Source organism: Serpentinimonas sp. SSL01, from assembly GCF_056323735.1.
In genome coordinates this window covers 134,254-159,281 of sequence record NZ_CM150487.1, presented here as the reverse complement: position 1 = coordinate 159,281, position 25,028 = coordinate 134,254, and the positions used below count along the sequence as shown (strand labels likewise).

23 protein-coding genes, 1 tRNA gene and 1 pseudogene are annotated in these 25,028 nt (G+C 67.9%); 14 read left to right on the top strand and 11 right to left on the bottom strand.

What is annotated here, in order from left to right:
• The first annotated feature begins 32 nt into the window (after positions 1-32).
• Together ACVMK0_RS00795 and ACVMK0_RS00790 are read left to right on the top strand one after the other, a co-directional pair.
• Entirely contained in the window at positions 33-647 is a 615-nt protein-coding gene (locus tag ACVMK0_RS00795; protein ID WP_476463972.1) for a diacylglycerol/lipid kinase family protein, read from the top strand.
• Positions 648-742: 95 nt separating this feature from the next.
• Entirely contained in the window at positions 743-1,540 is a 798-nt protein-coding gene (locus ACVMK0_RS00790; protein WP_476463971.1) for a metallophosphoesterase family protein, read from the top strand.
• A 4-nt stretch (positions 1,541-1,544) separates the two neighbouring features.
• Here ACVMK0_RS00790 and ACVMK0_RS00785 read toward each other — a convergent pair whose 3' ends face one another.
• A complete protein-coding gene (locus tag ACVMK0_RS00785; protein ID WP_476464621.1) occupies positions 1,545-2,867 on the bottom strand; it encodes a glycerate kinase type-2 family protein in 1,323 nt (440 codons plus the stop codon).
• Positions 2,868-3,172: 305 nt separating this feature from the next.
• Here ACVMK0_RS00785 and ACVMK0_RS00780 point away from each other — a divergent pair, with 305 nt between their 5' ends.
• From ACVMK0_RS00780 to zapD, 3 genes are read left to right on the top strand one after another with little or no spacing between them, the layout of a single operon-like run.
• Positions 3,173-4,138, top strand: a complete 966-nt coding sequence (locus ACVMK0_RS00780; protein WP_476463970.1) for a prepilin peptidase — start codon at positions 3,173-3,175, stop codon at positions 4,136-4,138.
• Between the two features lie 15 nt (positions 4,139-4,153).
• Positions 4,154-4,786: a dephospho-CoA kinase gene (gene coaE / locus ACVMK0_RS00775; RefSeq protein ID WP_045534347.1), complete on the top strand. Its 633-nt coding sequence runs from the start codon at positions 4,154-4,156 to the stop codon at positions 4,784-4,786.
• A 7-nt stretch (positions 4,787-4,793) separates the two neighbouring features.
• Positions 4,794-5,549 (top strand): cell division protein ZapD, encoded by a 756-nt coding sequence (zapD, locus tag ACVMK0_RS00770; RefSeq protein ID WP_045537295.1) that lies wholly within the window; start codon positions 4,794-4,796, stop codon positions 5,547-5,549.
• Positions 5,550-5,556: 7 nt separating this feature from the next.
• On the opposite strand, the gene ACVMK0_RS00765 is transcribed toward zapD, so the two are convergent.
• The 5 genes from ACVMK0_RS00765 to ACVMK0_RS00745 form a co-directional block, all read right to left on the bottom strand.
• On the bottom strand, positions 5,557-6,063 hold the full coding sequence (locus tag ACVMK0_RS00765; RefSeq protein ID WP_476463969.1) for an NUDIX domain-containing protein: 507 nt from the start codon (positions 6,061-6,063) through the stop codon (positions 5,557-5,559).
• 45 nt (positions 6,064-6,108) lie between these two features.
• A complete protein-coding gene (locus tag ACVMK0_RS00760) occupies positions 6,109-7,005 on the bottom strand; it encodes an ATP-binding protein (RefSeq protein ID WP_476463968.1) in 897 nt (298 codons plus the stop codon).
• Between the two features lie 63 nt (positions 7,006-7,068).
• Positions 7,069-8,298 (bottom strand): bifunctional glutamate N-acetyltransferase/amino-acid acetyltransferase ArgJ, encoded by a 1,230-nt coding sequence (gene argJ / locus ACVMK0_RS00755; protein ID WP_045534340.1) that lies wholly within the window; start codon positions 8,296-8,298, stop codon positions 7,069-7,071.
• Between the two features lie 62 nt (positions 8,299-8,360).
• Positions 8,361-11,123, bottom strand: coding sequence for a preprotein translocase subunit SecA (gene secA, locus ACVMK0_RS00750; protein WP_476463967.1), 2,763 nt, complete (start codon positions 11,121-11,123; stop codon positions 8,361-8,363).
• 195 nt (positions 11,124-11,318) lie between these two features.
• A complete protein-coding gene (locus ACVMK0_RS00745; RefSeq protein WP_476463966.1) occupies positions 11,319-11,516 on the bottom strand; it encodes a hypothetical protein in 198 nt (65 codons plus the stop codon).
• Between the two features lie 117 nt (positions 11,517-11,633).
• Between ACVMK0_RS00745 and ACVMK0_RS00740 the strand changes: the two genes are divergently transcribed.
• Positions 11,634-11,861, top strand: a complete 228-nt coding sequence (locus ACVMK0_RS00740) for an addiction module protein (protein WP_045530301.1) — start codon at positions 11,634-11,636, stop codon at positions 11,859-11,861.
• Positions 11,858-12,154: a type II toxin-antitoxin system RelE/ParE family toxin gene (locus tag ACVMK0_RS00735; RefSeq protein ID WP_476463965.1), complete on the top strand. Its 297-nt coding sequence runs from the start codon at positions 11,858-11,860 to the stop codon at positions 12,152-12,154. Before ACVMK0_RS00740 ends, ACVMK0_RS00735 begins: the two co-directional genes overlap by 4 nt.
• A 26-nt stretch (positions 12,155-12,180) precedes the next feature.
• On the opposite strand, the gene glmS is transcribed toward ACVMK0_RS00735, so the two are convergent.
• A complete protein-coding gene (glmS, locus tag ACVMK0_RS00730; protein WP_045534332.1) occupies positions 12,181-14,076 on the bottom strand; it encodes a glutamine--fructose-6-phosphate transaminase (isomerizing) in 1,896 nt (631 codons plus the stop codon).
• A 118-nt stretch (positions 14,077-14,194) separates the two neighbouring features.
• On the opposite strand from glmS, the gene ACVMK0_RS00725 reads away from it, so the two are divergent.
• A complete protein-coding gene (locus tag ACVMK0_RS00725; RefSeq protein WP_045534331.1) occupies positions 14,195-14,653 on the top strand; it encodes an SH3 domain-containing protein in 459 nt (152 codons plus the stop codon).
• A gap of 46 nt (positions 14,654-14,699) precedes the next feature.
• Here ACVMK0_RS00725 and glmU read toward each other — a convergent pair whose 3' ends face one another.
• The gene (gene glmU, locus ACVMK0_RS00720; protein ID WP_476463964.1) at positions 14,700-16,100 is read right to left on the bottom strand and encodes a bifunctional UDP-N-acetylglucosamine diphosphorylase/glucosamine-1-phosphate N-acetyltransferase GlmU; all 1,401 of its coding nucleotides are present in this window, start codon (positions 16,098-16,100) and stop codon (positions 14,700-14,702) included.
• 55 nt (positions 16,101-16,155) lie between these two features.
• Complete coding sequence (locus tag ACVMK0_RS00715) at positions 16,156-17,373, bottom strand: NAD(P)/FAD-dependent oxidoreductase (protein WP_476463963.1); 1,218 nt, start codon at positions 17,371-17,373, stop codon at positions 16,156-16,158.
• A 128-nt stretch (positions 17,374-17,501) separates the two neighbouring features.
• Here ACVMK0_RS00715 and ACVMK0_RS00710 point away from each other — a divergent pair, with 128 nt between their 5' ends.
• The 4 genes and pseudogenes from ACVMK0_RS00710 to ACVMK0_RS00695 all read left to right on the top strand — a co-directional run bounded on the left by ACVMK0_RS00710 (position 17,502) and on the right by ACVMK0_RS00695 (position 21,214).
• Positions 17,502-18,392, top strand: coding sequence for a ketopantoate reductase family protein (locus tag ACVMK0_RS00710; RefSeq protein ID WP_476463962.1), 891 nt, complete (start codon positions 17,502-17,504; stop codon positions 18,390-18,392).
• A 64-nt stretch (positions 18,393-18,456) separates the two neighbouring features.
• Positions 18,457-19,391 (top strand): annotated as a pseudogene (locus tag ACVMK0_RS00705) (exopolyphosphatase).
• A 33-nt stretch (positions 19,392-19,424) separates the two neighbouring features.
• Positions 19,425-20,273 carry a formyltetrahydrofolate deformylase gene (gene purU, locus ACVMK0_RS00700; protein WP_476463961.1) on the top strand — a complete coding sequence of 283 codons (849 nt, stop codon included), beginning with the start codon at positions 19,425-19,427 and terminating at the stop codon, positions 20,271-20,273.
• Positions 20,274-20,329: 56 nt separating this feature from the next.
• The gene (locus ACVMK0_RS00695) at positions 20,330-21,214 is read left to right on the top strand and encodes a LysR substrate-binding domain-containing protein (protein WP_476463960.1); all 885 of its coding nucleotides are present in this window, start codon (positions 20,330-20,332) and stop codon (positions 21,212-21,214) included.
• 150 nt (positions 21,215-21,364) lie between these two features.
• Here ACVMK0_RS00695 and ACVMK0_RS00690 read toward each other — a convergent pair.
• Positions 21,365-21,439: transfer RNA gene (locus ACVMK0_RS00690), tRNA-Val, on the bottom strand.
• Between the two features lie 128 nt (positions 21,440-21,567).
• On the opposite strand from ACVMK0_RS00690, the gene ACVMK0_RS00685 reads away from it, so the two are divergent.
• Both ACVMK0_RS00685 and ACVMK0_RS00680 read left to right on the top strand, forming a co-directional pair.
• Positions 21,568-23,073 carry an FAD-linked oxidase C-terminal domain-containing protein gene (locus ACVMK0_RS00685; protein ID WP_476463959.1) on the top strand — a complete coding sequence of 502 codons (1,506 nt, stop codon included), beginning with the start codon at positions 21,568-21,570 and terminating at the stop codon, positions 23,071-23,073.
• Between the two features lie 47 nt (positions 23,074-23,120).
• Positions 23,121-24,326, top strand: coding sequence for a PAS domain-containing sensor histidine kinase (locus tag ACVMK0_RS00680; RefSeq protein WP_052468347.1), 1,206 nt, complete (start codon positions 23,121-23,123; stop codon positions 24,324-24,326).
• On the opposite strand, the gene ACVMK0_RS00675 is transcribed toward ACVMK0_RS00680, so the two are convergent.
• On the bottom strand, positions 24,323-25,027 hold the full coding sequence (locus ACVMK0_RS00675; protein WP_476463958.1) for a YggS family pyridoxal phosphate-dependent enzyme: 705 nt from the start codon (positions 25,025-25,027) through the stop codon (positions 24,323-24,325). The genes ACVMK0_RS00680 and ACVMK0_RS00675 overlap by 4 nt on opposite strands.
• Between the last annotated feature and the right edge of the window lies 1 nt (position 25,028).

Sequence of the window (25,028 nt, the reverse complement as noted above, 5' to 3'; positions counted from 1 at the left end):
CCGATCGTCTCCACCCGGATGGCGTGCGCGCCATGAGCCCCAGCCCCACCATCGACCCCGCTGCGGCGCTGCAGTTCGTCATCAACGCGGCTTCGGGCAGCAGCGCCGCCGACACCAAGGGCGCGCTCATCAACAGCGTGTTGCAGGCCGCTGGACGCCGCGGGGAGCTGCATTTTTGCCAGCCGGCTGAGCTGAGCGCGGTGGCGCAACAAGCCACGGCCAAGGCGCTGGCCACCGGCACGGCGGTGGTGGCCGTGGGCGGCGACGGCACCCTGAACACGGTGGCGCAGTACGCGCACGCGGCCGGCTGCCCCATGGGGGCCGTGCCCCAAGGCACCTTCAACTACTTTGCGCGCACGCACGGCATACCCACCGACCCGGCCGAGGCGGTGCGTGGGCTGCTGGGCTGGGCCGCGCAACCGGTGCAGGTGGCGGCCATCAACCAGCGCCTGTTCTTGGTCAACGCCAGCATGGGCCTGTACCCCGATCTGCTGGAAGACCGCGAGGCCTACAAGGCGCGCTTCGGGCGCAGCCGCTGGGTGGCGTTCTGGTTCGCCTGCGTCACGTTGCTGCGCGCGCAGCGCCAGTTGCGCCTGCACATCGAACAGGGCATTGAGGCGCGCGATGTGCGCACGCTGGTGCTGTAAATGACGCGCATGCGCGCACCGCTCGACTTTCGCGTGCTGGAACAACCGTTGCTGCTGCTCAAGCCGCCCCCTGCCCCCGACCTTAGGACGCAGCCGTGAGCCTCGTGCTGCAGGTCTCGGACACGCACTTTGGCACCGAACAGCCCCCGGTGCTCGAGGCGCTGGCGGCGCTGGCGCAGCAGCTGCGCCCCGATTTGGCGGTGCTCTCGGGCGACATCACACAGCGCGCGCGGCCGGGGCAGTTTCGCGCCGCCCGCACCTTCATGGACCGGCTGGGGGCCCCGCTGCTGGCGATTCCGGGCAACCACGACATCCCGCTGCTCGATCTGTGGACGCGCCTGCGCCGCCCCTACGCCCGGTACCTCGCCGCCTTTGGCCCGGCGCTCGAGCCGGTGCACGATGTCCCCGATCTGCTGGTGCTGGGCCTGAACACCACCCGGCCGTGGCGGCACAAGCACGGCGCTGTGTCGGCACAGCAGATCGAGCGCGTGGCGCAGCGGCTCGAGGCCGCCGGGGCGGCGCAGCTGCGTGTGGTGGTGGTGCACCAGCCGGTGGCCGTGATCCGTGCCTCCGACCGGGTCAACCTGCTGCGCGGGCACACGGCCGCGCTGGAGCGCTGGGCGGCTGCGGGTGCCGACTTGGTGCTGGGCGGGCACATCCACCTGCCCTATGTGCTGGCGCTGCCCGCGCTGGCGCGGCCGCTGTGGGCGGTGCAGGCCGGCACGGCGGTGTCGACGCGGGTGCGCGAAGGCCTGCCCAATTCGGTGAATCTGCTGCGTTGGGGTGCGCACGCCCCCCCGGGCTGCTGCCTGATCGAGCAGTGGGATTACGCCGCGGGGCAGCAGGCCTTTGTACGCGCCTTGGTGACCGAGGTGCGGCCGGCGCGGGGTTGACGCGTCAGCACGCGCCGATCAGCAGCGCCCTGAAGTCGTTCACGTTGGTGCGCGTGGGGCCACTGTGCAGCGCGTCGCCCAAGGTGGCAAAAAAGCGGTGCGCGTCGTGGGCGTCGAGCATTTGTTGCGCCTCCAGCCCTAGTGAGTGCGCGCGTGCCAGCGTGTCGGGGCCGATCAGGGCCCCGGCAGCGCTACCGACGCCATCGATGCCGTCGGTGTCGGCCATGAGCGCATGAATGCCGGGCTGGCCGCTTGGTTGTCTGCTTGGCTGAGCGGCGCTTTGGTCACCGAGCTCAAGCGCGCACGCCAGCAGGCACTCGACGTTGCGCCCGCCTTGGCCGGGGGTGCTGCTGCGCAGCGTGACCGTGGTTTCACCACCCGAGAGCAGCACGCAAGGTGGCGCAAACGGCTGCTGGCGCTGCGCGATCTGGCGCGCCAGCGCCGCCAGCACCTTACCCACTTCGCGCGCCTCGCCTTGCAGCGCGTCGCTCAAGATGTGCGCCTCAAAGCCGGAGGCGCGCGCGGCGGCGGCAGCGGCTTCGAGCGCCATCTGCGGGGTAGCCAGCCAGCGCAGCTCGCTGCGCGCCAGCCGCGCATCGCCCGGTTTCAGGGTTTCGCCTTGGCCGCTGTGCAGCAGCGCCAGCGCGGCTGGGGGCAGCTGCAGCCGGTAGCGCTGCGCGATGGCCAAGGCATCGGCGCAGGTGCTGGGGTCGGCCACGGTGGGGCCAGAGGCGATGTCGGCCGGGTCGTCGCCGGGCACGTCGGAGATCAGCAGCGTGAGCACGCGCGCCGGATAGCAGGCCGCTGCCAGCCGCCCACCCTGCAGCGCCGACAAATGGCGGCGCAAGCAGTTGATCTCGCCGATGCGGGCGCCGCTGGCCAACAAGGCCCGCGCCAGCGCCTGCTGCTCGGCCAGCACCATGCCGGGCAGCGCCAGAGGCCACAGCGCCGAACCGCCGCCCGAGAGCAGGCAGAGCACGGTGTCGGCCGCGCTCAGGCCCTGCACGCTGGCGAGCACGCGCTCGGCGGCGCGCCAGCCAGCGGCGTCGGGCACCGGGTGCGCGGCGGCGACGATTTCGATGCGCGCGCACGGCACCTCGTGGCCGTAGCGCGTCACCACCAGGCCGCCGAGCGCCTGTGGGTCGCCGTCCCAATGGTCTTCGACGGCGCGCGCCATGGCCGCCGCGGCCTTGCCGGCGCCCACCACCCACAGACGGCCAGCGCCGATGTCGGCCGCGCGCGGCAGATGCGGTGGCAGGCACCGCGCCGGCTGGGCAGAGGCCACGGCCGCGGCAAAGAGCTGGCGCAGCAGGTCGGCGGGGGCGATGGGGGCGGCCTGCGATGGGACTGAGGCTGAGGCTGAGGCAGGTGTAAGTTCGGTTGCGGGTACGGGTGTAGGTATGTGCGCCGAGACAAGCTCAGGCGACCGTGCGGCTGCGGGGTGTGGGCTGGGCGGCTTCATCGTCGCCACTTTAACCGCAAGCCGCAAGCCGCAAGCCGCAAGCCCCAACCCCAACCCCAACCCCAACCCCAACCCCAACCCCAACTCCAACGCCAGCGCCAGCGCGAGCGCGAGCGCCACCCCCCCGGCCCCGTTTACACTTCCCGCACTGCGACTACGCCACACAAACCATGCCACTGGAACTCCTCACCGGCTGGATCGGACTGCTGTTTGCCGGCCTGCTTGGGCTGCTGGTGGGCAGTTTCCTCAACGTCGTCATCCACCGGCTGCCCATCATGCTCGAGCGGCGCTGGGCCGCCGAGTGCGCCGAGCTGCATCCCAGCCCTGCTGGGGCTGGGGCTGGGGCTGGGGCTGGGGCTGGGGCTGGGGCTGGGGCTGGGGCTGGGGCCGCCGCTCACCACAGCACCCACGCGGCACACTCAGCGCACAGCGCCCCAAACCACGCACCCGCTGAAGCCCTGAACCTGATCACACCGCGCTCGCGTTGCCCAGCCTGCGGGGCCGGCATCGCTTGGTACCACAACATCCCGCTGCTCAGCTACGCCCTGCTGCGCGGCCGCTGTAGCGCCTGCGCGGCCCCCATCGGGCTGCGCTACCCGCTGGTGGAGTTGCTCACCGGCATCGGCTTTGCCTGGGTCATGCACCTGCACGGCCCGGGCTTGGCCACTCTGGCCTGGATGGGTTTCGTCGCTGCCGTGCTGGCGCTGGCCTTCATCGACTGGGACACCACCTTGCTGCCAGACGACATCACGCTGCCGCTGGTTTGGGCCGGGCTGATCGTGGCCGCGCTGGGCTGGAACACCATCGACCTCGGCACCGCCCTGTGGGGTGCGGTGGTGGGCTACGTGACGCTGTGGTCGATCTACTGGGCCTTCAAGCTGCTCACCGGCAAAGAGGGCATGGGCTATGGCGACTTCAAGCTCTTGGCCGCGCTCGGGGCCTGGCTGGGCTGGCAGGCGCTGCTGCCGGTGCTGCTGCTGGCCTCGGTGCTGGGCGCGGTCGTGGGCATCGCCATGAAGTACAGCAGCGGCTTGCGCGAGGGCGGCTACGTGCCCTTTGGGCCGTTCCTGGCTTTTGGCGGCCTGCTGGCGCTGGCGCTGGGGCCGGCCACGCTGCTGGGCTGGATCGGGCTTTAAACCGCACCGCCCACCATGCGCGCCCACCCCCAGCCCCCTTGGCGCATCGGTCTGACCGGCGGCATCGGCAGCGGCAAGAGCACGGTGGCGGCGATGCTGCAGGCGCTGGGCGCGCCGGTGCTCGACGCCGACGCTCTGGCGCGCGCCTGCACCGCCCCCGGTGGCACCGCCATCGAGCCCATCCGCGCCGCCTTTGGCCCGCAATACATCGGGCCCGACGGGGCGCTGGACCGCGAGCAGATGCGGGCGCTGGTTTTTGCCCAGCCCGCGGCGCGCCAGCGGCTGGAGGCGATCGTGCACCCGCTCGTGCGCGCCGCGATCGAGCAGGCCTGCGCACAGCTGCAAGGCCACAGCGACTGCGTGGTGCTCGACATCCCGTTGCTGGCCGAATCGGCGCATTGGCTGCAGCAAGTCGATGCGGTGTGGGTGGTGGACTGCAGCGCGCAAACGCAGATTGAGCGCGTGCGCGCGCGCAACGGCTGGCCGCGGGCGCAAATACAAGCCGTGCTCGACGCCCAAGCCAGCCGCGCGCAGCGGCTGGCGCTGGCCGACACGGTGCTCGACAACGACGCCACCACCACCCTGCCCCAGTTGCAAGCGCAAGTGGCGGCGGCTTATGCCCGGCAGCGCCAGCTTTTCGGGCTATGATCGAGCGGTGATCCTCTACGAGTACCCGTTCAACGAACGCATCCGCACCTACCTGCGGCTCGAGCGCTTGGCCGAGCGCTTGGGCCAGTTGCTGCTGCGCCCCAGCGCCCTCGATCACCACTTTGCGCTGCACACCTTGTTCGAGCTGCTCGAAATCGGGGCGCGCTCCGATTTGAAATCCGAAATCCTCAAAGACCTCGAGCGCCTCAAGCAGCAGTACCTGGGCTACCGTGGCAACCCGGCCATTTCCGAGGCCGCGCTGGAGCAGTTCATCGCCCGCCTAGAAGGCTGCTACGCCGCCTTGCAGGAATGCGGCAAGGTGGGGCAGTCGCTGGCCGAAAACGAATGGCTGACAGCGGTGCGCAGCCGCTTGGCCATTCCCGGCGGCAGCTTCGAGTTCGACTTGCCCGCCTACCACGACTGGCAACAGCGCAGCCCCGAGCTGCGCCAGCAAGATCTGCAGCCGTGGGCGCAGACCCTAGAACCGTTGCTCGAACCGGTGCAGCTGCTGATGAACGTGCTGCGCAACTCGGCCCAAGCGCAAAAGGTCTGGGCCAGCCACGGCCAGTTCCAGCAAAACCTGGCCCAAGGCAAAAGCTACCAGATGCTGCGGCTGTGGATCGCCCCAGAGCTGAGCCTGGTGCCCGAGATCAGCGGCAACCGGATGCTGTTTGCTGTGCGCCTGCTGCAGCGCGGCGTCGACGGCAAGCTGCACCTGGCCAGCGAGAGCGAGGCCGAGCTGGAGTTCACGCTCTGCGCTTAACTTAAGGTTAAGGGGCCAAGGGAGGCTGCAGCAGCAAGCCCTGCAACTGCTGCAACCCCTGCAACAGCGGCACCGAACCCGGCAACAGCGGTGCCACCTGCACCGGCAGGCTCTGCCAAGCGCAGCTTTGGCCTTCGTGCATGTGCAGGGTGCCGCTCCAGTCGCGCACCAGGCACACCTGCAGGCGCACCAAGGCGTGCGGGTAGTCCACCACGAGGCTGCGCCAAGGCTGCACGGCGCCGATCTGCAGCCCGATTTCTTCCTGCAGCTCGCGCCGCAGCGCCGCCTCAAGGCTCTCGCCGGCTTCGATCTTGCCGCCGGGGAACTCCCAGCAGCCGGCGTAGGCTTTGCCCGGCGGGCGCGTGGTGAGCAAAACCCGCCCTTGGGCGTCGATCAGCACGCCCACCGCGACTTCAATCAGGCGCTGCCCGTGCCCCGGGGCGCGCGGCCGCTCGGCGTCCACCACCAGCGCCGGCGGCAAGGTCAACTCTGGCAACAGCGGCGGCAGGCTCATGTATGGGGCCAAAGGCGGGCTCGTGGGGCTGGCTGGAGGGTAAGGCTAGGCCAGCGCCGACCCGGCCACAGCGCTGCTCGGGTGGTTGCCGGCGTAATCGCGCGCAAACTGGTAGGCCACGCGGCCGTTGCGCGCGCCGCGCTCGAGCGCCCAGACCAGCGCTTGCGATCGTGCGGCCTCGATCGCTGCCTCGGGCACGCCAAAGTGCCCCAGCCACTGGTGCACCACGCTCAGATACTCGTCTTGACCGAAAGGGTAAAAGCTGATCCACAGCCCGAAACGCTCGGACAGCGAGATTTTTTCCTCCACCGCTTCGCCAGGGTGCAGTTCGCCGTCCTCGTCGCGGCGGTGGCTCAGGTTGTCGCGCAGGTACTCGGGCAGCAGGTGGCGCCGGTTGCTGGTGGCGTAGATCAGCACGTTGGGGCTGCTGGCGGCCACCGATCCGTCCAAGATCGACTTGAGCGCCTTGTAGCCGCTCTCGCCGTCCTCGAAGCTCAGGTCGTCGCAAAAAATCAGGAAGCGCTCGCTGCGTTCGGCCACCAGCGCCACCAAGTCGGGCAAATCGCCCAGGTCGGCTTTATCGACTTCGATCAGGCGCAGGCCTTGGGCCGCAAAGGCGTTTAGGCAGGCGCGGATGAGCGAGCTTTTGCCGGTGCCGCGCGCGCCGGTGAGCAGCACGTTGTTGGCCGGCAGCCCCTGCACGAAGTGCGCGGTGTTGCGCACCAGACGCTCTTTTTGCGGCTCGATTTCCTGCAAATCGGACAGCGCCATGGCCCCGATGTGGCGCACCGGCTCGAGCAGGCCGTGGCCGCCGCGTTTGCGGTAGCGCCAAGCCACGGCGGCGCCCCAGTCAGGGGCGGCCAGCGGCTGCGGCAGCACGGCCTCGAGGCGCGCCAACAGCGCTTCGGCGCGCAGCAGCACGCGTTCAAAAGCTTCGTTCATGGGGGCTTTGATCTGGGGCTTTATTCAGGGCTGGGCGGGCATCAAAAGCGGATCGGGAGCGGATCATGAGCGGTAATCGGCGTTGATGCGCACGTAGTCGAGGCTGAAGTCGCAGGTCCAGACGGTCTCGGTGGCCGCGCCCCGGCCCAGGCCGACGCGGATGGTGATCTCGCTCTGGCGCATGACGCGCGCGCCCTCGGCTTCGGTGTAGCCGGGGTGGCGGCCGCCGCGCGTGACCACGTGCACGTCGTCGAGGTGCAGCTCGATCCGGTTTTGGTCTAGGTCGGCGATGCCGGCGTAGCCCACCGCCGCGAGGATGCGGCCCAGATTCGGGTCGCTGGCGTAAAACGCGGTTTTGACCAGCGGCGAATGCGCGATGGCGTAGGCCACCTGCAGGCATTCATCGGCGTGGCGCCCGCCTTCGACGCGCACGGTGATGAACTTGGTCGCGCCCTCGCCATCGCGCACGATGGCGTGCGCCAGCGTCTGCGCCAGCTCGGTCAGGGCCGCCTGCAAGGCCACGCCGTCTGGGCTGGCTAGGTCGGTGATGGGGGCGTGCCCGGCCTGCCCGGTGGCGATCAGGATGAAAGAATCGTTGGTCGAGGTGTCGCCGTCGATGGTGATGCGGTTGAACGAGGCGTCGGCCAAGCGCCGTGCCAGCTCGGGCAGCAGCGCGGGTGCGATGCAGGCGTCGGTGGCAACGAAGCCGAGCATGGTCGCCATATTGGGCCGGATCATGCCGGCGCCCTTGGACATGCCGCTCAAGGTCACGCGTTGGCCACCGAGCTGCAGCTGGCGGCTGGCGGCCTTGGCCACGGTGTCGGTGGTCATGATGCCTTCGGCGGCGCGCAGCCAGTGCGTGGGCTGGGCGTCGGCCAGCGCTGCCGGCAGGCCAGCGACGATGCGCTCGATCGGCAGCGGCTCCATGATCACGCCGGTGGAAAAGGGCAGCACCTGCTCGGGTGCTAGGCCCAGCAGCGCGGCCAGGGCGGCGCAACTCTGGCGCGCGTGCGCAAGGCCCGGCTCACCAGTGCCGGCGTTGGCGCAGCCGGTGTTGATGAGCAGCGCGCGCACCGCCGCGCCGGCCTCGAGGTGCTCGCGGCACACCTGCACCGGTGCGGCGCAGTAGCGGTTGCGCGTGAACACCCCAGCCACGGCGCTGCCGGGGTCGAGCAGCAGCACGGTCAGGTCTTTGCGGTTGGGCTTGCGCACCCAGGCTTCGGTCACGCCGATGCGCACCCCGGGCACGGGCAGCAGGCTCTCGACGGCAGGGGCGCTCCAGTTGACGGGCATGGTTTTACTCCTTTGGGCCTTTGGGCCGCTTAAGCTCTAGCCACTTAGGCCACTAAGACCTCTCAGGCCAGCTTGCCGTGGCAATGCTTGTATTTTTTGCCGCTGCCGCAGGGGCAGGGGTCGTTGCGGCCCACGCGCGGCAGTGCGCCGGCCGGGGTGGCGCGACCACCGAGCAGGCCACGGTCGGCCACGGTTTCGGCCTCGCCGGTTTCGCTCGGGGCGGTGTAGGTGACGTTGCTGAAGCGCTCGGCGGCGGCTTCGAGCTCCTGCGCGGCGGCACTCACCTGCTCGGGCGTCTGCACCTTCACGTTCATGAGGATGCGCGTGACCTCGCCGCGCACTTGGTCGAGCATCAGCGAGAACAACTGGAACGCCTCGCGCTTGTACTCCTGCTTGGGCTGCTTTTGCGCGTAGCCGCGCAGGTGGATGCCTTTGCGCAGGTAGTCAAGGGCGCTTAAATGGTCGCGCCAGTGGCTGTCGAGGTTTTGCAGCAGCACCACGCGCTCGAAGGCGGCAAAGCTGCCCGGGCTGGCCAGCTGCACCTTGGCCTCGTAGTGGGCGTGCGCGGCTTGCAGCACCTTCTCCACCACATCGGCGTCGTCCATCTCGCTGGCCGCGTGCACCTCTTGCACCAGCGGCAAGTGCAAGCCCCATTCGTCGGCCAAGGTTTTTTCTAGGCCCGGCAAGTCCCACTGCTCTTCCACGCTCTGGGCCGGCACAAACTGGCGCACCACGTGCTCGAGCGCGCCGCTACGCAGGTTGCGGATCTGTGGCCCCACCTCTTGCGTGTCGATGAACTCGTTGCGCTGCTGATAGACCACGCGGCGCTGGTCGTTGGCCACGTCGTCGTACTCGAGCAGCTGCTTGCGGATGTCAAAGTTGCGCGCCTCGACCTTGCGCTGCGCGTTCTCGATCGAGCGCGTCACCATGCGGTGCTCGATCGCCTCGCCCTCGGGCATATTGAAGCGCTCCATGATGGCGCGCACCTTGTCGCCGGCAAAGATGCGCATCAGCGAGTCGTCGAGGCTGAGGTAGAAGCGGCTCGAACCCGGGTCGCCCTGGCGCCCGGCGCGGCCGCGCAGCTGGTTGTCGATGCGCCGGCTCTCGTGGCGCTCGGTGGCGATGATGCGCAAGCCCCCCAGCGCCACCACGCGCTCGTGGTCGAGCTGCCATTGGGCGCGCGCAGCGGCGATCTTGCTCGCCCGCGCCGCTTCGTCGAGCGCCGGGTCGGCCTCGATGGCGGCGCACATTTTTTCTAGGTTGCCGCCGAGCACGATGTCGGTGCCGCGCCCGGCCATGTTGGTGGCGATGGTGATGGCGCCGGGCCGGCCGGCTTGGGCGATGATGTCGGCCTCGCGCTCGTGCTGTTTGGCGTTGAGCACCTCAAATGGCAGCTGGGCTTTTTTGAGCAGATCGGCGATGATCTCGGAGTTTTCGATCGACGAGGTGCCCACCAGCACCGGCTGGCCGCGCTCGTGGCACTCGCGGATGTCGGCGATGGCGGCGACGTATTTTTCGGGCGTGGTTTTGTACACGCGATCGAGCTCGTCTTTGCGCTGGCTGGGCCGGTTGGGCGGCACCACCACGGTTTCCAGACCGTAGATTTCTTGGAACTCGAAGGCTTCGGTGTCGGCGGTGCCGGTCATGCCCGAGAGCTTGGCGTAGAGCCTGAAGTAGTTTTGAAAGGTGATCGAGGCCAGGGTCTGGTTCTCGGGCTGGATGCGCACGCCCTCTTTGGCCTCCACCGCTTGGTGCAGGCCCTCGCTCCAGCGCCGCCCGACCATCAGGCGGCCGGTGAATTCATCGACGATGATGATCTCGCCGTTTTGCACCACGTACTGCTGGTCGCGGTGGTACAGGTGCTGCGCCTTGAGCGCCGTCACCAGGTGGTGCATGAGCGCGATGTTGGCCGGGTCGTAGAGCGAAGCGCCCTCGGGCAGCAGGCCGGCTTGGGCCAGCAGCGCCTCGGCTTTTTCGTGCCCGCTCTCGGTCAGGTTGACGGTCTGCGCCTTTTCATCGACCAAAAAATCACCCGGCTTGATCACGCCCTCGCCGGTGCGCATGTCTTCTTCGCCCTCTTGGCGCTCGAGGTGCGGCACCAGCTTGTTGATGGCGATGTATTCGTCGGTGTGGTCTTCGGCCTGGCCGCTGATGATCAGCGGCGTGCGCGCCTCGTCGATCAGAATCGAATCGACCTCATCGACGATGGCGTAATACAGCCCGCGCTGCACCCGGTCGCGGGCCTCATAGACCATGTTGTCGCGCAGGTAGTCAAAGCCGTATTCGTTGTTGGTGCCGTAGGTGATGTCGGCGGCGTAGGCGGCCTGCTTTTGCTCGCGCGTGGTCTGCGAGCGGTTGACCCCGACCGAGAGCCCAAGCCAGTTGTAGATGCGGCCCATCCACTCGGCGTCGCGCCCAGCCAGGTAGTCGTTGACCGTGACCACGTGCACGCCTTGGCCGGCCAAGGCGTTGAGATAGACCGCCAGCGTCGAGGTCAGGGTTTTACCCTCACCGGTGCGCATTTCGGCGATCTTTCCGCTGTGCAGCGCCATGCCGCCTATCAGCTGCACGTCGAAGTGGCGCATTTTGAGCACGCGCTTGCTGGCCTCGCGCACGGTGGCAAAGGCCTCGGGCAGCAGCGCATCCAGCGTCTCGCCCTGCGCCAGCCGCTGTTTGAATTCGGCCGTCTTGGCTTGCACTTGGGCATCGCTCAGGCGCTCGAACTCGGTCTCGAGGGCGTTGATGCGGGCCACCGTCTTGCGGTGGGTTTTGAGCAGGCGCTCGTTGCGGTTGCCAAAGAGCTGGGTCAGGAATTGAAGAGGCATGGCAAAAAGCTGGTCTCGCGTCCGGCGGCGCAAGCGGTTCAATAAAGCGGCCGACCGGGCCGGGCTGGGTGCGCGCACGCCGTGCGAGCGCACCAAACATGCATTTTAGCCCCCGTCCACCCAGCCCGCCCAGCCCGCCCAAAGCCTGCGCTGCCCAGAGCCCGCGCTGCGTCGCACTGCGTCTGGTGCCGTGGCTTAGGCCGCCTTGGCCGCCAGCCGCAGGGGTGCCTTGGCTTTGGACTGGGTGCGATGCGGCTGCCCTGCCCGGGCGCTTGAAGCCTGCTCTGAAGCGGCTCGGTACACCGCCAGCGCCTCGCTCAGGCGCAGCGCTTGGCCGTGCAGACTCTCGGCGGCGGCGGCGCTTTCTTCGACCAAGGCGGCGTTTTGTTTCACGGAGGCGGTGATCTGCTCCACCGTCACGCTTTTGGCCCGCACCCAAAAACCCAAACAGCACGGGTTTTTGCTACCATGGCGCCACGAAACCACACCACCGCACCAGAGGTTGCTTCCATGAACGCTATCGAAATCGACTCCATGCCGGTGGCCCAAAAACTGCGTTTGATGGAGGCGCTGTGGGAGTCGCTGTCCCAAACCCTAGACGCCCCCGACAGCGAGGCCGCCCCGGATTGGCATGCGCAGGCCTTGCAGGAGGCTGAAACTGCGCTGCGCGCGGGCCGAGCCGAGTTCATCGACTGGCAAGCCGCCAAACAAATCTTGAGTGCGCGCAGCCGGGCATGACCATCCGCCTGCTGTCCTTGGCGCTCGATGACTTGGACGCTGGACGGCGCTTTTACGAACGCCAGCAAGCCGGCTTGGGCGACTATTTTCTCGATTCCCTGTACTCCGACATCGAATCCTTGCTGCTTTACGCCGGCGTGCACGCCAAGGTCTTGGGCTGCTACCGCGCGTTGTCGCGCCGCTTTCCGTACGCCATTTACTACCGCCTCGAGGGCGAGGAGATCCAAGTCTGGCGCGTGCTGGATTGTCGCCAGCGCCCCAGCACCACCCAGCGCCAGTTGCGCAGCGACTGATCCCGTACGCACTTACCCAAGCCCCCTCACTCCACCGTCACGCTTTTGGCCAGGTTGCGCGGTTTGTCCACGTCGGTGCCGCGCGCCAACGCGCAGTGGTAGGCCAGCAGTTGCAGCGGCACCACGTGCAAAATCGGGCTCAAGTGGCCGTAGTGCTCGGGCAGACGGATCGCGTGCAGACCGTCGGCGCTGCGGATGTGGCTGTCGGCGTCGGCCAGCACGTAGAGCACGCCGCCGCGGGCGCGCACCTCTTGCATGTTGCTCTTGAGCTTTTCCAGCAGCGCGTCATTCGGTGCCACCACCACCACCGGCATTTCCTTGGTCACCAGCGCCAGCGGGCCGTGCTTGAGCTCGCCGGCCGGGTAGGCCTCGGCGTGGATGTAGCTGATCTCTTTGAGCTTGAGCGCGCCCTCGAGCGCGATCGGGTAGTGCATGCCGCGGCCCAGAAACAGCGCGTGCTCGTGCTGGGCAAAGGCCTCGGCCCAATGGATGAGCTGTGGCTCGAGCGCCAGCACGGCTTGCAGCGCCAGCGGCAGATGCCGCATGGCCTTGAGCTGCTGCGCCTGCTGCTGCGCGTCGAGCCGCCCGCGCACTTGGGCCAAGGCCAGCGTGAGCAAAAATAGCCCAGCCAACTGGGTGCTGAAGGCCTTGGTGCTGGCCACGCCGATCTCGACCCCGGCGCGCGTCAGGTAGCTGAGCGCGGTTTCGCGCACCAGCGCGCTGGTGGCCACGTTGCACACGGCCAGCGTGTGCCGCATCCCTAGGCTTTGGGCGTGGCGCAGCGCCGCCAGGGTGTCGGCGGTTTCGCCGCTCTGGCTGATGGCCACCACCAGCGTGCGCGGGTCGGGCACGCTGGTGCGGTAGCGGTATTCGCTCGCCACTTCGACCGTGGTCGGCACACCGGCCATGTCTTCCAACCAGTAGCGCGCCACGCAGCCGCTGTAGTAGCTGGTGCCGCAGGCCAAAATGAGCACGCGGTCGATCTGCGCGAACACCGCCGCCGCTTTGGCCGGTTGCTCGCCCAAGCCGTCGAACAGCTCGGGGCCGATCGATTCCACGCCCTCGAGCGTGTCGGCGAGCGCGCGCGGCTGCTCAAAAATCTCTTTGTGCATGTAGTGGCTGTAGGGCCCGAGCTCGGCCGCGCCGGTGTGCGCCTGCACCGTGCGCAGCGGGCGCTCGGCGGCACCGAGCAACTGGCCGCTGCCAGCAAAAATCTGATAACTGCCTAGGCGCAGATCGACCACGTCGCCCTCGGACAGATAGACGATCTGGTCGGTCACGCCGGCCAGCGCCATGGCGTCGCTGGCCAGGTAGTGCGCGGCCCCGGGCGCATCGGCCGCACCCACACCCAACACCAGCGGCGAGCCGGCGCGTGCACCCACCACGCGCTCGGGCTCGGCCTGGTGCAGCACCGCAATCGCGTAGGCGCCGTGCAGCCGCGCCACCGCTGCGCGCACCGCCGCCAGCAAGTCGCCCTGGTAGAGCGCATCGATCAGGTGCACGATCACCTCGGTGTCGGTCTGGCTGGCAAAGGCGTAGCCTTGGGCTTGCAGCTCGGCGCGCAGCTCTTCGTGGTTTTCGATGATGCCGTTGTGCACCAGCGCCACCCGCGCCGGCTGCTGCGCCACAGCGGCCAGCGAGCCTGGGCCGTGGCTGAAGTGGGGGTGGGCGTTGTGCTCGGCCGGGGCGCCGTGGGTGGCCCAGCGGGTGTGGGCGATGCCGGTGCCCGCCACCAGCCCGTCGGCCTGCACTTGGGCGCGCAGCTCGGCCACGCGCGCGGTGCTGCGGCTGCGCACCAGGCCAGCGCTGGTGTGCACGGCCACACCGCACGAGTCGTAGCCGCGGTACTCGAGCCGCTGCAAACCCTGAACCAAGATCGGTAGCGCATTGCTACCCGAAACCGCTGCCACGATGCCGCACATAGGAAATAGCCTTCTTGAGAATAGAATTCAGAGGTCACGATGCTAACGGCAAAAACAGCGCGCACCGCCCGGCTTCACCGCCCGACCCGCCCCCCCTGTGTCTCGAGGAGTTTCACGCATGTCCTGGCTGGCCCACATCCGCCTTCTGTTTCTTGCCGCCGCCTTGGGGCTGGCCGCGCTGGCCCCGGTTTGGGCGCAAGACTTGGTGAGCGCGCGCAACCCGACCATCAACATGCGCGCCGCCCCCAGCACCGATGCTGAGGTGCTCTGGCGCCTTGCTCGAGGCTACCCGCTGCAGGTGCTCGAGCGCCGTGGCGACTGGCTGCGCGTGCAAGACTTCGAAGGCGACCAAGGCTGGGTGGCGCGCAGCGTGGTGGGCGACACCCCGCACCACATCGTGCGCAGCCCGCGCGCCAACCTGCGCGCCGGCCCCGGCACCCAGCACCGCGTGGTGCACACCGCCGTCTATGGCGACATTTTGCGCACCGTGCGCCGCCAAGGCGACTGGGTGCAGGTGCAGCGCCCCGACGGCCGCGGCAACGCCTGGGTGGCCAGCGAGCTGCTCTGGGGCTGGTAGCCACCGCTTGCGCCAGCGCCACCCAGGGGGCGCGCCTAGCGCTGCCTCAGCCCTTGCCCTTCTTGGGCCGCTGCCAGTTGGCTAGGCTGATCTGCTTGCTGCGCGCCACGGTGAGCGCGCCCGGTGGCGTGTTTTTGGTCAGGGTCGATCCCGCCCCCACGGTGCCGCCCGCCCCCAGCGTGAGCGGCGCCACCAGCACGCTGTTGCTGCCCACGTGCACGTCGGCCTCGATCACGCTGCGGTGCTTGGTGGCACCGTCGTAATTGGCGGTGATGCAGCCGGCGCCGTAGTTCACGCGCTCGCCCACCGTGGCGTCGCCCAAATAAGCCAAGTGGTTGGCTTTGGCCCCGGCGGCCAGCTGGCTGTTTTTCACTTCGACAAAATTGCCGATGTGCACCTCGGGCCCGAGCTCGGTGCCCGGGCGCAAGCGCGCAAAGGGCCCGACCAGCGCACCCGGCCCCACCGACACCCCGGAAGTCCCTCCATCGATGTGCGTGAAGGGATGAATCACGGCACCAGCCGCCATCCGAGCATGGGCGATGACACAGTTCGCGCCAATGCGCACACCATCACCCAACACCACCTCGCCTTCGAAGAGGCAGTTCACGTCGATCTCGACATCCTGGCCGCAGATCAGGCGACCGCGTACATCGAGACGGGCGGGATCGGCCAGCCGCACACCCTGGGCCATGAGTGCGTCCGCCACACGACGCTGGTACCCTCGCTCGAGCTCGGCCAGCTGGGCCGGACTGTTCACACCCGCCACCTGCAAAGCATCCTGAATGCGATGGGCATGGACAGGCACGCGATCGGCCACGGCAAACTTCACCACATCGGTGAGGTAGTACTCGCCCTGGGCGTTGCGGTTGTCCAGTTGGGACAGCCAGCGGCGCAACAGGCGCGTCGGCACAGCCATGATGCCGCTGTAAATTTCGCGTATGGCGCGCTGGGCCTCGCTGGCATCCTTGTGCTCGACGATCGCGCGCACCTGGCCACCGTCGTCGCGCAGGATGCGGCCATAGCCCGTGGGATCGGGCAGATCCAGCGTCAGCAAGGCCAGATGTTTACCCCCGCACACGGACAGCAAGGCTTGAAGGGTGTCCGGTCGGGTCAGCGGCACGTCGCCCGACAGCACCAGGGTGACCCCATCGTCGTCGAGCACGGGCATGGCCTGCTGGACGGCATGGCCGGTGCCCAGCTGGGGCTCCTGTCGCACAAACTGCAGGGGCAGCAGGCCCTCGGCGTGGGCAGCCAGCGCGGGCTCCACCTGGTCGGCACCGTGGCCGATGATCACCACGGCCCGGCGAGCACCCAGCGCAGCCGCGCAATCGAGCACGTGAGCGGCCAGCGCCCGGCCCCCCAGTTTGTGCAACACCTTGGGCAAGGCACTCTTCATGCGTGTGCCTTTGCCCGCCGCCATCACCACCACATCCACCAACCCTGTCATACCGCCCTTTCCTGTATCGAAGGTACCCTTGCACCCCAGTGGCGCGATTATCGGCTCAGAAACGGCTGGCGCAGTAAGGCGTGGGGTCGATGAAGGGGGTTTCACCGGTGATCAGTTCGGCCAGCAAACGACCGGCCACCGGCCCCAGGGTGAAGCCCTGATGGGCATGCCCGAAGTTGAACCAGAGGCCCGGATGCCGGGGCGCAGGCCCCATCACAGGCAGCATGTCGGCCGTGCAGGGGCGCGCACCCAGCCAGGGTGGATCATCCAGCGGATCACGCAAGTCCAGCCATTGCCTGGCCAGCCTTTCAGCCTTGGTCACCTGCACAGGCGTGGGGGCCGCGTCCACCGGTGCGAATTCAGCGCCGGTCGTCAGTCGCATGCCGCGTTGCATCGGCGCCAGCACGTAGCCCGACTCGGCATCCAGCAAGGGGCGGTTCAATCGCCCGCCGGCGGCGTAGTGCTGGTGGTACCCGCGCTTCACAAACAAAGGCATGCGGTAGCCAAGCGTCTGCGTCCAGCGGGCTGCCCAGGGGCCCAGCGCCAGCACGACGGCCGAGGCCTCAAACTGACCTTGCGAGGTCTCCACTTGCCAGCCGGCACCTTTGGCGTGCAACTGCTGGATATCGGCTTCCACCAAGGTGCCACCACGCTGCGCGAAAGCCTCGGCGTAGCGACGCACCAGCGCCCCAGGATCGCTCACCGCCCATGGGTCCTGCCAGAGCAAGCCTCCAGCAAGCCGGGCATGCAAGGCCGGTTCGGCCTGCGCCATACCGGCACTGTCGAGCACCTGGTGACGGATGCCAAACGCTTCCGTCAGTCGCTGGGCGTCTTTCACCGCGGCCGCCCAGGCCGCCGGGGTGCGAAAGCCGTCCAGATAGCCCGTCGGCGACACCAGGTTCTGTGTGTCCACCCCCTGCATCAGCGCCTGATGCTCGGTCACACAATGGGCAATCAGGCGGCTGTAGGCTTGCACCACTTGCGGATACAGCGCCGGCCCTGAATGCCGGTAATAGCCCCACAGCGGCCCGATCAGTGACGGCAGGGCCTTGAGGTGGTAGTGCACATCGGCCCCGGATTGCCACAGCACCTGCCAGAGCTTGCGCCACTGGCGCGGGAAGGGATAAGGCTCGACCGATTCGCGCTGGATCAGCCCGGCATTCCCATACGAGGTTTCGCGGCCGGGCTCGCGACGGTCGATCAATGTCACCTGACAACCGCGCTGCTGCAAGTGCAGCGCCGTGCAGGTACCGATCATGCCGGCGCCCAGCACGATGACCGACGAAGGTGGGACAACTGAGGAGGACGAAGGGGAAACCATGATGGGTTCAGTGTAGCGCTCAAGCGGGTTCCTGTAGCATGCGCAGGGTATGGAAGAGGCCAGTCCTCAGGAGACCAATCATGCACTTTGCCATCATGGGGGCCGGCGCGGTCGGCTGTTATTTCGGCGGTATGCTGGCGCGTGCCGGTCATCCGGTCACGCTGATTGGGCGCGAATCACACGTGGCGGCCTTTCGGGCTCACGGGCTGCGGCTGCAGGCCACCACTTTTGATGAGTACGTCCCGGTGTCGGCGACAACCGATCCTATCGGGGTGAAGGACGCCGATGTCGTGCTGTTCTGCGTCAAGTCCACCGACACCGAAACGGCCGGCGCCCAGATTCGGCCCCACCTGAAGCCCGGGGCGGTGGTGATGAGCCTGCAGAACGGAGTGGACAACGCACCCCGTCTGGCCGACGTGCTGGGCCGTGCCGTCATCCCGGCGGTCGTCTATGTGGCTTGCGGGATGGCCGGACCAGGGCATGTGCAACACCACGGCCGGGGCGAGCTGGTGATCCGCCCTTATGACGGCGACCAGGCCCTCATCGCCACCTGTGCCCAGGCCGGCGTGACCGTCACCACCAGCGACAATGTGGAAGGGGAGTTGTGGGCCAAACTGGTGATCAACTGCGCCTACAACGCCCTGTCGGCGGTGACACGGCAGCCCTATGCCCGCCTGGTGACCTTCGATGGCATGTGGGACGTCATGCGCGACATCCAGCGCGAATGCCTGGCTGTCGCCGCTGCAGACGGCATCACCCTGCCTGGCGACACCTGGGCCGCCATCGAAAACATTGCCCGAACCATGCCGACGCAGCTGTCGTCCACCGCGCGCGACATGATGCGCGGCCATCCCAGCGAGATCGACCACATCAATGGCTATGTCCTGCGCCGCGCCGCGTTGCATGGCCTGCCGGTGCCAGCGAATCGCTTGCTCCACACGCTGGTGCGCGCCCTGGAAACGGCGGCTTGAGTCCAGCGGTTTCGGCGTCATAATGAAGCCGATCCTTCCTTCCAACCGTGCACGAGGTATTTCCATGTCTGGACAACGCTATCGCCTGGTGACCCGCAGCGACTTCGACGGCCTCGTGTGTGCTGTCTTGCTGAACGAACTTGACCTGATATCGACGACATCCTGTTCGTTCACCCCAAAGACATGCAGGACGGCAAGGTGGCGATCACATCCCGCGACATCACCACGAACCTGCCCTATGTGCCCGGCGCGCACCTGGCTTTTGACCATCACGATTCGGAAACACTGCGCAACACTGGCGACCGGCCCAATCACGTCATCGACGCATCTGCCCCTTCGGCCGCTCGGGTGGTGTACCGGCACTATGGGGGCAAGGCCGCTTTTCCGCGCGTCTCCGACGAGATGATGGACGCGGTGGACAAGGCCGATTCCGCCCAGTTCTCCGAAGATGAGGTGCTCAACCCCACCGGCTGGGTGCTGCTGAACTACCTGATGGACTCACGCACCGGGCTGGGCCGCTTCCGGAACTTCCGCATCAGCAACTACCAGCTGATGATGGACCTGATCCAGTACTGCCGCGACCACACGATCGAGCAGATCCTGGCCCTGCCCGACGTGCAGGAGCGGGTGGAGCTGTTCCGCGAACACGAAGCCAAGGGCAAGGAGCAGATCCGGCGCTGCGCCACCGTGCACGGCAATCTGGTGGTGCTGGACCTGCGCACCGAGGAAACGATCTGGGCGGTCAACCGCTTCATGATCTACGCGCTGTTCCCACAAGCCAACATCTCCATCCATGTGATGTGGGGCCTGCAAAAGCAGAATACCGTGTTCGCTACAGGCAAGTCCATCCTCAATCGCTCGTCCCGAACCAATGTGGGCGAACTGATGCTCGCCTACGGCGGCGGTGGACACCAGGCAGCGGGTACCTGCCAGGTCAGCAACGACCGTGCCGATGCGGTGCTGCAGGCGCTCATCAGCCGCATCAACCAGGACGGCTGAAGGCTCCCCCCGACCTGCGACAATCGGGGGATCATGAATTCGACTTACGTTTTGACCTTGTCCTGCAAGGACAAACCCGGCATTGTGCACGCCGTGTCGGGCTTCTTGCTCGAGCAGGGCGGCAACATCGAAGAGGCCGCCCAGTACAACGACCACGACACCGGGCTGTTTTTCATGCGGGTACAGTTTGTGTGCGACACCAGTCCCGCCGATGCCCTGCAACTGCAGGTGCGTGCGTTTGCCGAGTCCCACCAGATGCAATGGGGCCTGCATCCGCTGAACGCCCCCATGCGCACCGTGCTGCTGGTCAGTCAGCAGGGCCACTGCCTCAACGATTTGCTGTTTCGCTGGAAAAGCGGCCTGCTGCGGCTCGACATCCGCGCCATTGTGAGCAACCACCGCGATTTTTACCAGCTCGCGGCCAGCTACAACATCCCCTTTCACCACCTGCCGCTGCGCCCGGGGCTCAAGGCCGAGGTCGAGGCGCGCCAGCTCGAGCTCATCGAACAAGAACAGGCCGAACTGGTGGTGCTGGCGCGCTACATGCAGATTTTGTCCGACCCGATGTGCGAGCAGCTGGCCGGGCGCGCGATCAACATCCACCACAGTTTTTTGCCCAGCTTCAAGGGCGCCAAGCCCTACCAACAGGCGCACGAGCGCGGCGTCAAGCTCATCGGCGCCACGGCGCACTACGTCACGGCGGCGCTCGACGAAGGCCCGATCATCGAGCAAGACGTGGCGCGGGTGGACCACAGCTTCACGGTGGACGATTTGGCCGCGCAGGGGCGCGACACCGAATGCGCGGTGCTGGCGCGCGCCGTCAAGTGGCACTGCGAGCACCGGGTGCTGCTCAACGGCCACAAGACCGTGGTCTTTCGCTGAGGGGCCTAGAGGCAACTGCGCCCAACGGCCGAAATCGCACCCACAAAATCCGACCCATGCCCGCCCGCATCCCCCCCATCCAGTGCCTGCTCACCTTCGAGGCGCTGGCGCGGCTGCGCAGCGTCACGCAGGCGGCCGAAGAGCTGTGCGTCACCCCCAGCGCGGTCAGCCACCGCGTCAAGCAACTCGAGCAGATTTTGGGCGTCAAGCTCTTTGGCCGCGCCGATTTTTCGCTCACCACCGAGGGCAGCGAATACTTGGCGCACGTGCGCGAGGGCCTGCTGGCCCTGCAGCGCTTTCCCAGCCACCAGCCCAGCCCGGGGCGGCGCAAGCTGCGGCTGGCGGTCACGCCCACCTTTGCGCGCTCGCTGGTGATACCGCGGTTGCAGCAGTTTGCCCAAGCCTACCCCGAGATCGACCTAACGCTACAGATCAGCATCCCGCTGCTCGACGTGGTGGCCGAAGACGCCGACCTCACCATCCGCTTCGGCACCGGGCGCTACGCCGACGTGGAGCACATCTGCCTGGTCAAAGACGCGGTGCTGCCCTTGGCCTCACCGGCGTTCGTGCGCGCGCACGGCCCCTTCGATTGCGCCGCCGACCTCGAAGGCGTGCCGCTGCTGCGCAGCCCGCTCGAGCCCTGGCGCACCTGGTTTGCGGCCCAGCACCTGGACTGGCCCGAACCCAGCGACGGCTCGCAGTTCAACGACATCGGCCTGATGTGCGACGGCGCCGCCGCCGGCATGGGCGTGGCGCTGGTGCGGCTGCGCCTAGGCGCACCCTGGCTCGAGACCGGCGCGCTGGTGCGCTTAGGGGAAGCCGACGCCTTTCGCGCCCCGGTGCCCAGCCCGCACGCGCACTACCTGTGTTGGCGCACCGGCACCATGGACCGCTGGGAATGTGCGGCTTTTGCCGAGTGGCTCAAGAAAGCTTTGGATTAAAGCCGATCCGATTCGATCGGCGCGCAGCCCCGGCAAGGCGGGCGGCGCGGGCACAGCTGCGCCAAAAGCGAAGCAGGATTTGGGATGTGAAGAAGGCACCGGCACCAGCGCTGAATCGGCTTGGCCGCCCCTTGCGCAGCAAGGGCTTGGTGGTGGGTGATACATGGATCGAACATGTGACCCCTGCCGTGTGAAGGCAGTGCTCTACCGCTGAGCTAATCACCCATCAAGCCTCAAATTATAGCGCAATTTCGTCCGCTTTGGCCAACCCAAGCCACACCTCACCCAGACAGATAGAATCCCAAAAAAGCAGTCAGGAGCAGGGAACATGCAACCAACCCCAGAGGCCCGCCATGGCAACCGCCACCCTCACCCCTAATCGACCCGGCCCCGGCGTGCGCGCCCAGCGCCAAGCCGAGGTGGTGCGCGCGCTGGCCGCCGTGCTGCCGGCGCACGCGCTGCTCTACACCCCCGAAGACACCACGCCCTACGAGTGCGATGGCCTGACCGCCTACCGCGAGCGGCCGCTGTGCGTGGCGCTGCCCGAAAACTACGACCAGGTGCAGGCCGTGCTGCGCACCTGCCACCTGCTGGACGTGCCGGTGGTGGCGCGCGGCGCTGGCACGGGGCTATCGGGCGGGGCCATGCCGCACACCCTGGGCGTGACTTTGGGCCTGGCCAAGTTCAACCGCATTTTGCGCATCGACCCGCTGGCGCAAACCGCCGTGGTGCAAGCCGGGGTGCGCAACTTGGCCATCAGCGAAGCGGCGGCGGCGCATGGCCTGTACTATGCACCCGACCCGAGCAGTCAGATCGCCTGCACCATCGGCGGCAACGTGGCCGAAAACTCGGGTGGCGTGCACTGCCTCAAGTACGGCCTGACGCTGCACAACGTGCTGCAAGTCGATGGCTACACCATGGCCGGCGAGCCGGTGCGCTTCGGCGGCACGGCGCTCGACAGCCCGGGGCTGGATTTGCTGGCGCTGCTGGTGGGCAGCGAGGGCATGTTGGCGCTGGTGACCGAAGTCACGGTGCGCCTGACACCCAAACCGCAACTGGCGCGCTGCATCATGGCCAGCTTTGCCGACGTGCGCCAAGCCGGCGACGCAGTGGCGGCGGTGATCGCCGCCGGCATCATCCCGGCCGGGCTCGAGATGATGGACCAGCCCATGACCGCCGCCGTGGAAGACTACGTCCACGCCGGCTACGACCTGTCGGCGGCAGCCATTTTGCTGTGCGAGAGCGACGGCACGCCCGAAGAGGTGGAAGAAGAAATCGGGCGCATGAGCGCGGTGCTGCGCGCCAGCGGCGCCAGCGCCATCAGCGTGAGCCAGAACGAAGCCGAGCGCCTGCGCTTTTGGAGCGGGCGCAAAAACGCTTTTCCCGCCAGCGGCCGCATCAGCCCCGACTACATGTGCATGGACAGCACCATCCCGCGCAAGCGCTTGGCCGACATCCTGCTCGCCATCCAGGCCATGGAGACCAAATACGGCCTGCGCTGCGCCAACGTCTTTCATGCCGGCGACGGCAACCTGCACCCCCTGATTCTGTTCGACGCCAGCGACCCGGACCAGTTGCGGCGCTGCGAGCTCTTTGGCGCCGACATCCTCGAGACCAGCGTCGCCATGGGCGGCACCATCACCGGCGAGCACGGCGTAGGGGTGGAAAAGCTCAACAGCATGTGCGTGCAGTTCAGCCCGGATGAGTGCGAACAGATGTTTGGCGTCAAGCGCGCCTTTGACCCCAAGGGCCTGCTCAACCCGGGCAAGGTGATCCCGACGCTGCACCGCTGCGCCGAATACGGCAAGATGCTGGTGCGCGGCGGCCGGCTGGCCTTTCCCGAACTGGAGCGCTTCTGAACCGCACCCAGACCCGGGCCGAGCATTGGCCGCTGCTGGCCGAGGCCTTGCGCGACGCGGCCATTTTTTTCCTCGACGCCGACGGCCGCGTCAGCGACTGGACGCCCAGCGCCGAGCGCCTGCTGGGCTGGAGCGCGCCGCAGATGCTGGGCCAGAGCGTGGCCTGCTTTGCCCCGGTGCGCCAGCCGCAGGCCAGCGCTACCCAGCCCGGCACGCAGCCCGGTGCCGAGCCCCACACCGAGCCCGGTCCGCAAGCCGACGACGCCGCCGACCCGATGACGCTGGGCATCGAGCGCGCCACCCTGCTGGGCCAGAGCGAAACCCCGGGCTGGCAGCAGCGCGCCGACGGCAGCCTGTTCTGGGCCCAGACCGTGCTCACCGCCTTGCACGACCCGGAGGCGGGCGAGCTGCAGGGCTACGCCTGCCTGATGCGCGACCAGACCGAGACCAAGCGCCTGCTCGAGCTGCTCGAGCAGCTCAACAGCGCGCTCGAAGCCCGGGTGCAAGAGCGCACGCGCCAGTTGCAAGAAATCAACCACGACCTCGAAGCCTTCAGCGCCTCGGTGTCGCACGATCTGCGCGCACCGTTGCGCCACATCAGCAGCTACCTCGAGCTGCTGCGCGAAGACCTGGGGCCCGAACTGGGGCCCGAGGTGCAGCGGCACCTGGCCACCATCGGTTCGGCGGCCGAACACATGGGCCAGCTCATCGACGGTCTGCTGGCCTTTTCGCGCTTGGGCCGCTCGGCGCTGCAACGGCGCGAGCTGTCGATGACCGACCTGCTGCACTCCAGCCGCAACCGCGTGCTGCACGACCCCGCCTTGCAACGCCCCAGCGACAGCCTGTGCTGGCAGCTGCCGCCCGAGCTGCCGCAGGTGCAAGGCGACCCACGGCTGCTCAGCCAGGTGTGGGACAACCTGCTGGCCAACGCGCTCAAATACAGCCGACCGCGCCCGCGGGTGGAAATCCGCGTCGGCTGGCGCCCGCAGACCAGCCCCGAGGGCGCGCCCGAGCTGGTGTTCTGGGTGCAAGACAACGGCGTCGGCTTCGACACCCAGCGCGCCGAGCGCCTGTTTGGCGTGTTCCAGCGCCTGCACCGCGCGCGCGACTTCGAGGGCGTGGGCATCGGGCTGGCGCTGTGCCGGCGCATCGTCGAGCGCCACGGCGGTCGCATCTGGGCCGACAGCGCCCCCGACCAAGGCAGCACCTTCTACTTCTCCTTGCCCGAGGCGGGCGCTGCCACAACCCCTTAAGCGCGCGGGCCAAAGATCGCACTGCCCACGCGCACCAGCGTGCTGCCGCTGGCGACGGCCGCCTCGAGGTCGGCGCTCATGCCCATCGACAGGGTGTCGAGCGCGGCCGCACCCGGCGGCCACGCCGCTTGCAGCTGGGCCAGCAGCGCGCGCAGCTGGCCAAACAGCGCGCACTGGGCGGCAAAGTCGGGCACTGGCTCGGGGATGCACATCAAGCCACGCAGGCGCAAGCGCGGCAGCTCCAGCAGCTGCTGCGCCAGCGCCAGCGTCTCGGGCGCGGGCACGCCGGCCTTGTTGGGCCCGCCGTCGAGGTTGACCTGGATGCACACCTGCAGCGGCGCAAGCCCGGGCGGGCGCTGCGCGCTCAGGCGCTGGGCGATGGCCAGCCGTTCGATGCCGTGCACCCAGTCGAAGTGCTCGGCCACGGCACGTGTTTTGTTGCTTTGCAGCGCGCCAATGTAATGCCACTGCAGATCGGCGCAACCCAGGGCGCGCAAGGCGGCGATTTTGTCCACCCCTTCTTGCACGTAGTTCTCGCCAAAGGCGCGCTGACCGGCGTGCACCGCCTCCCGCACCGCCGCCGGGCTCATGGTTTTGCTCACCGCAAGCAAGGCCACGCCGGCCGGATCGCGGCCGTGCTGGGCACAGGCCCGGGCGATGCGCGCCCGCACCTGCAGCAGCCGGTGGTCAATCGTTGTCATA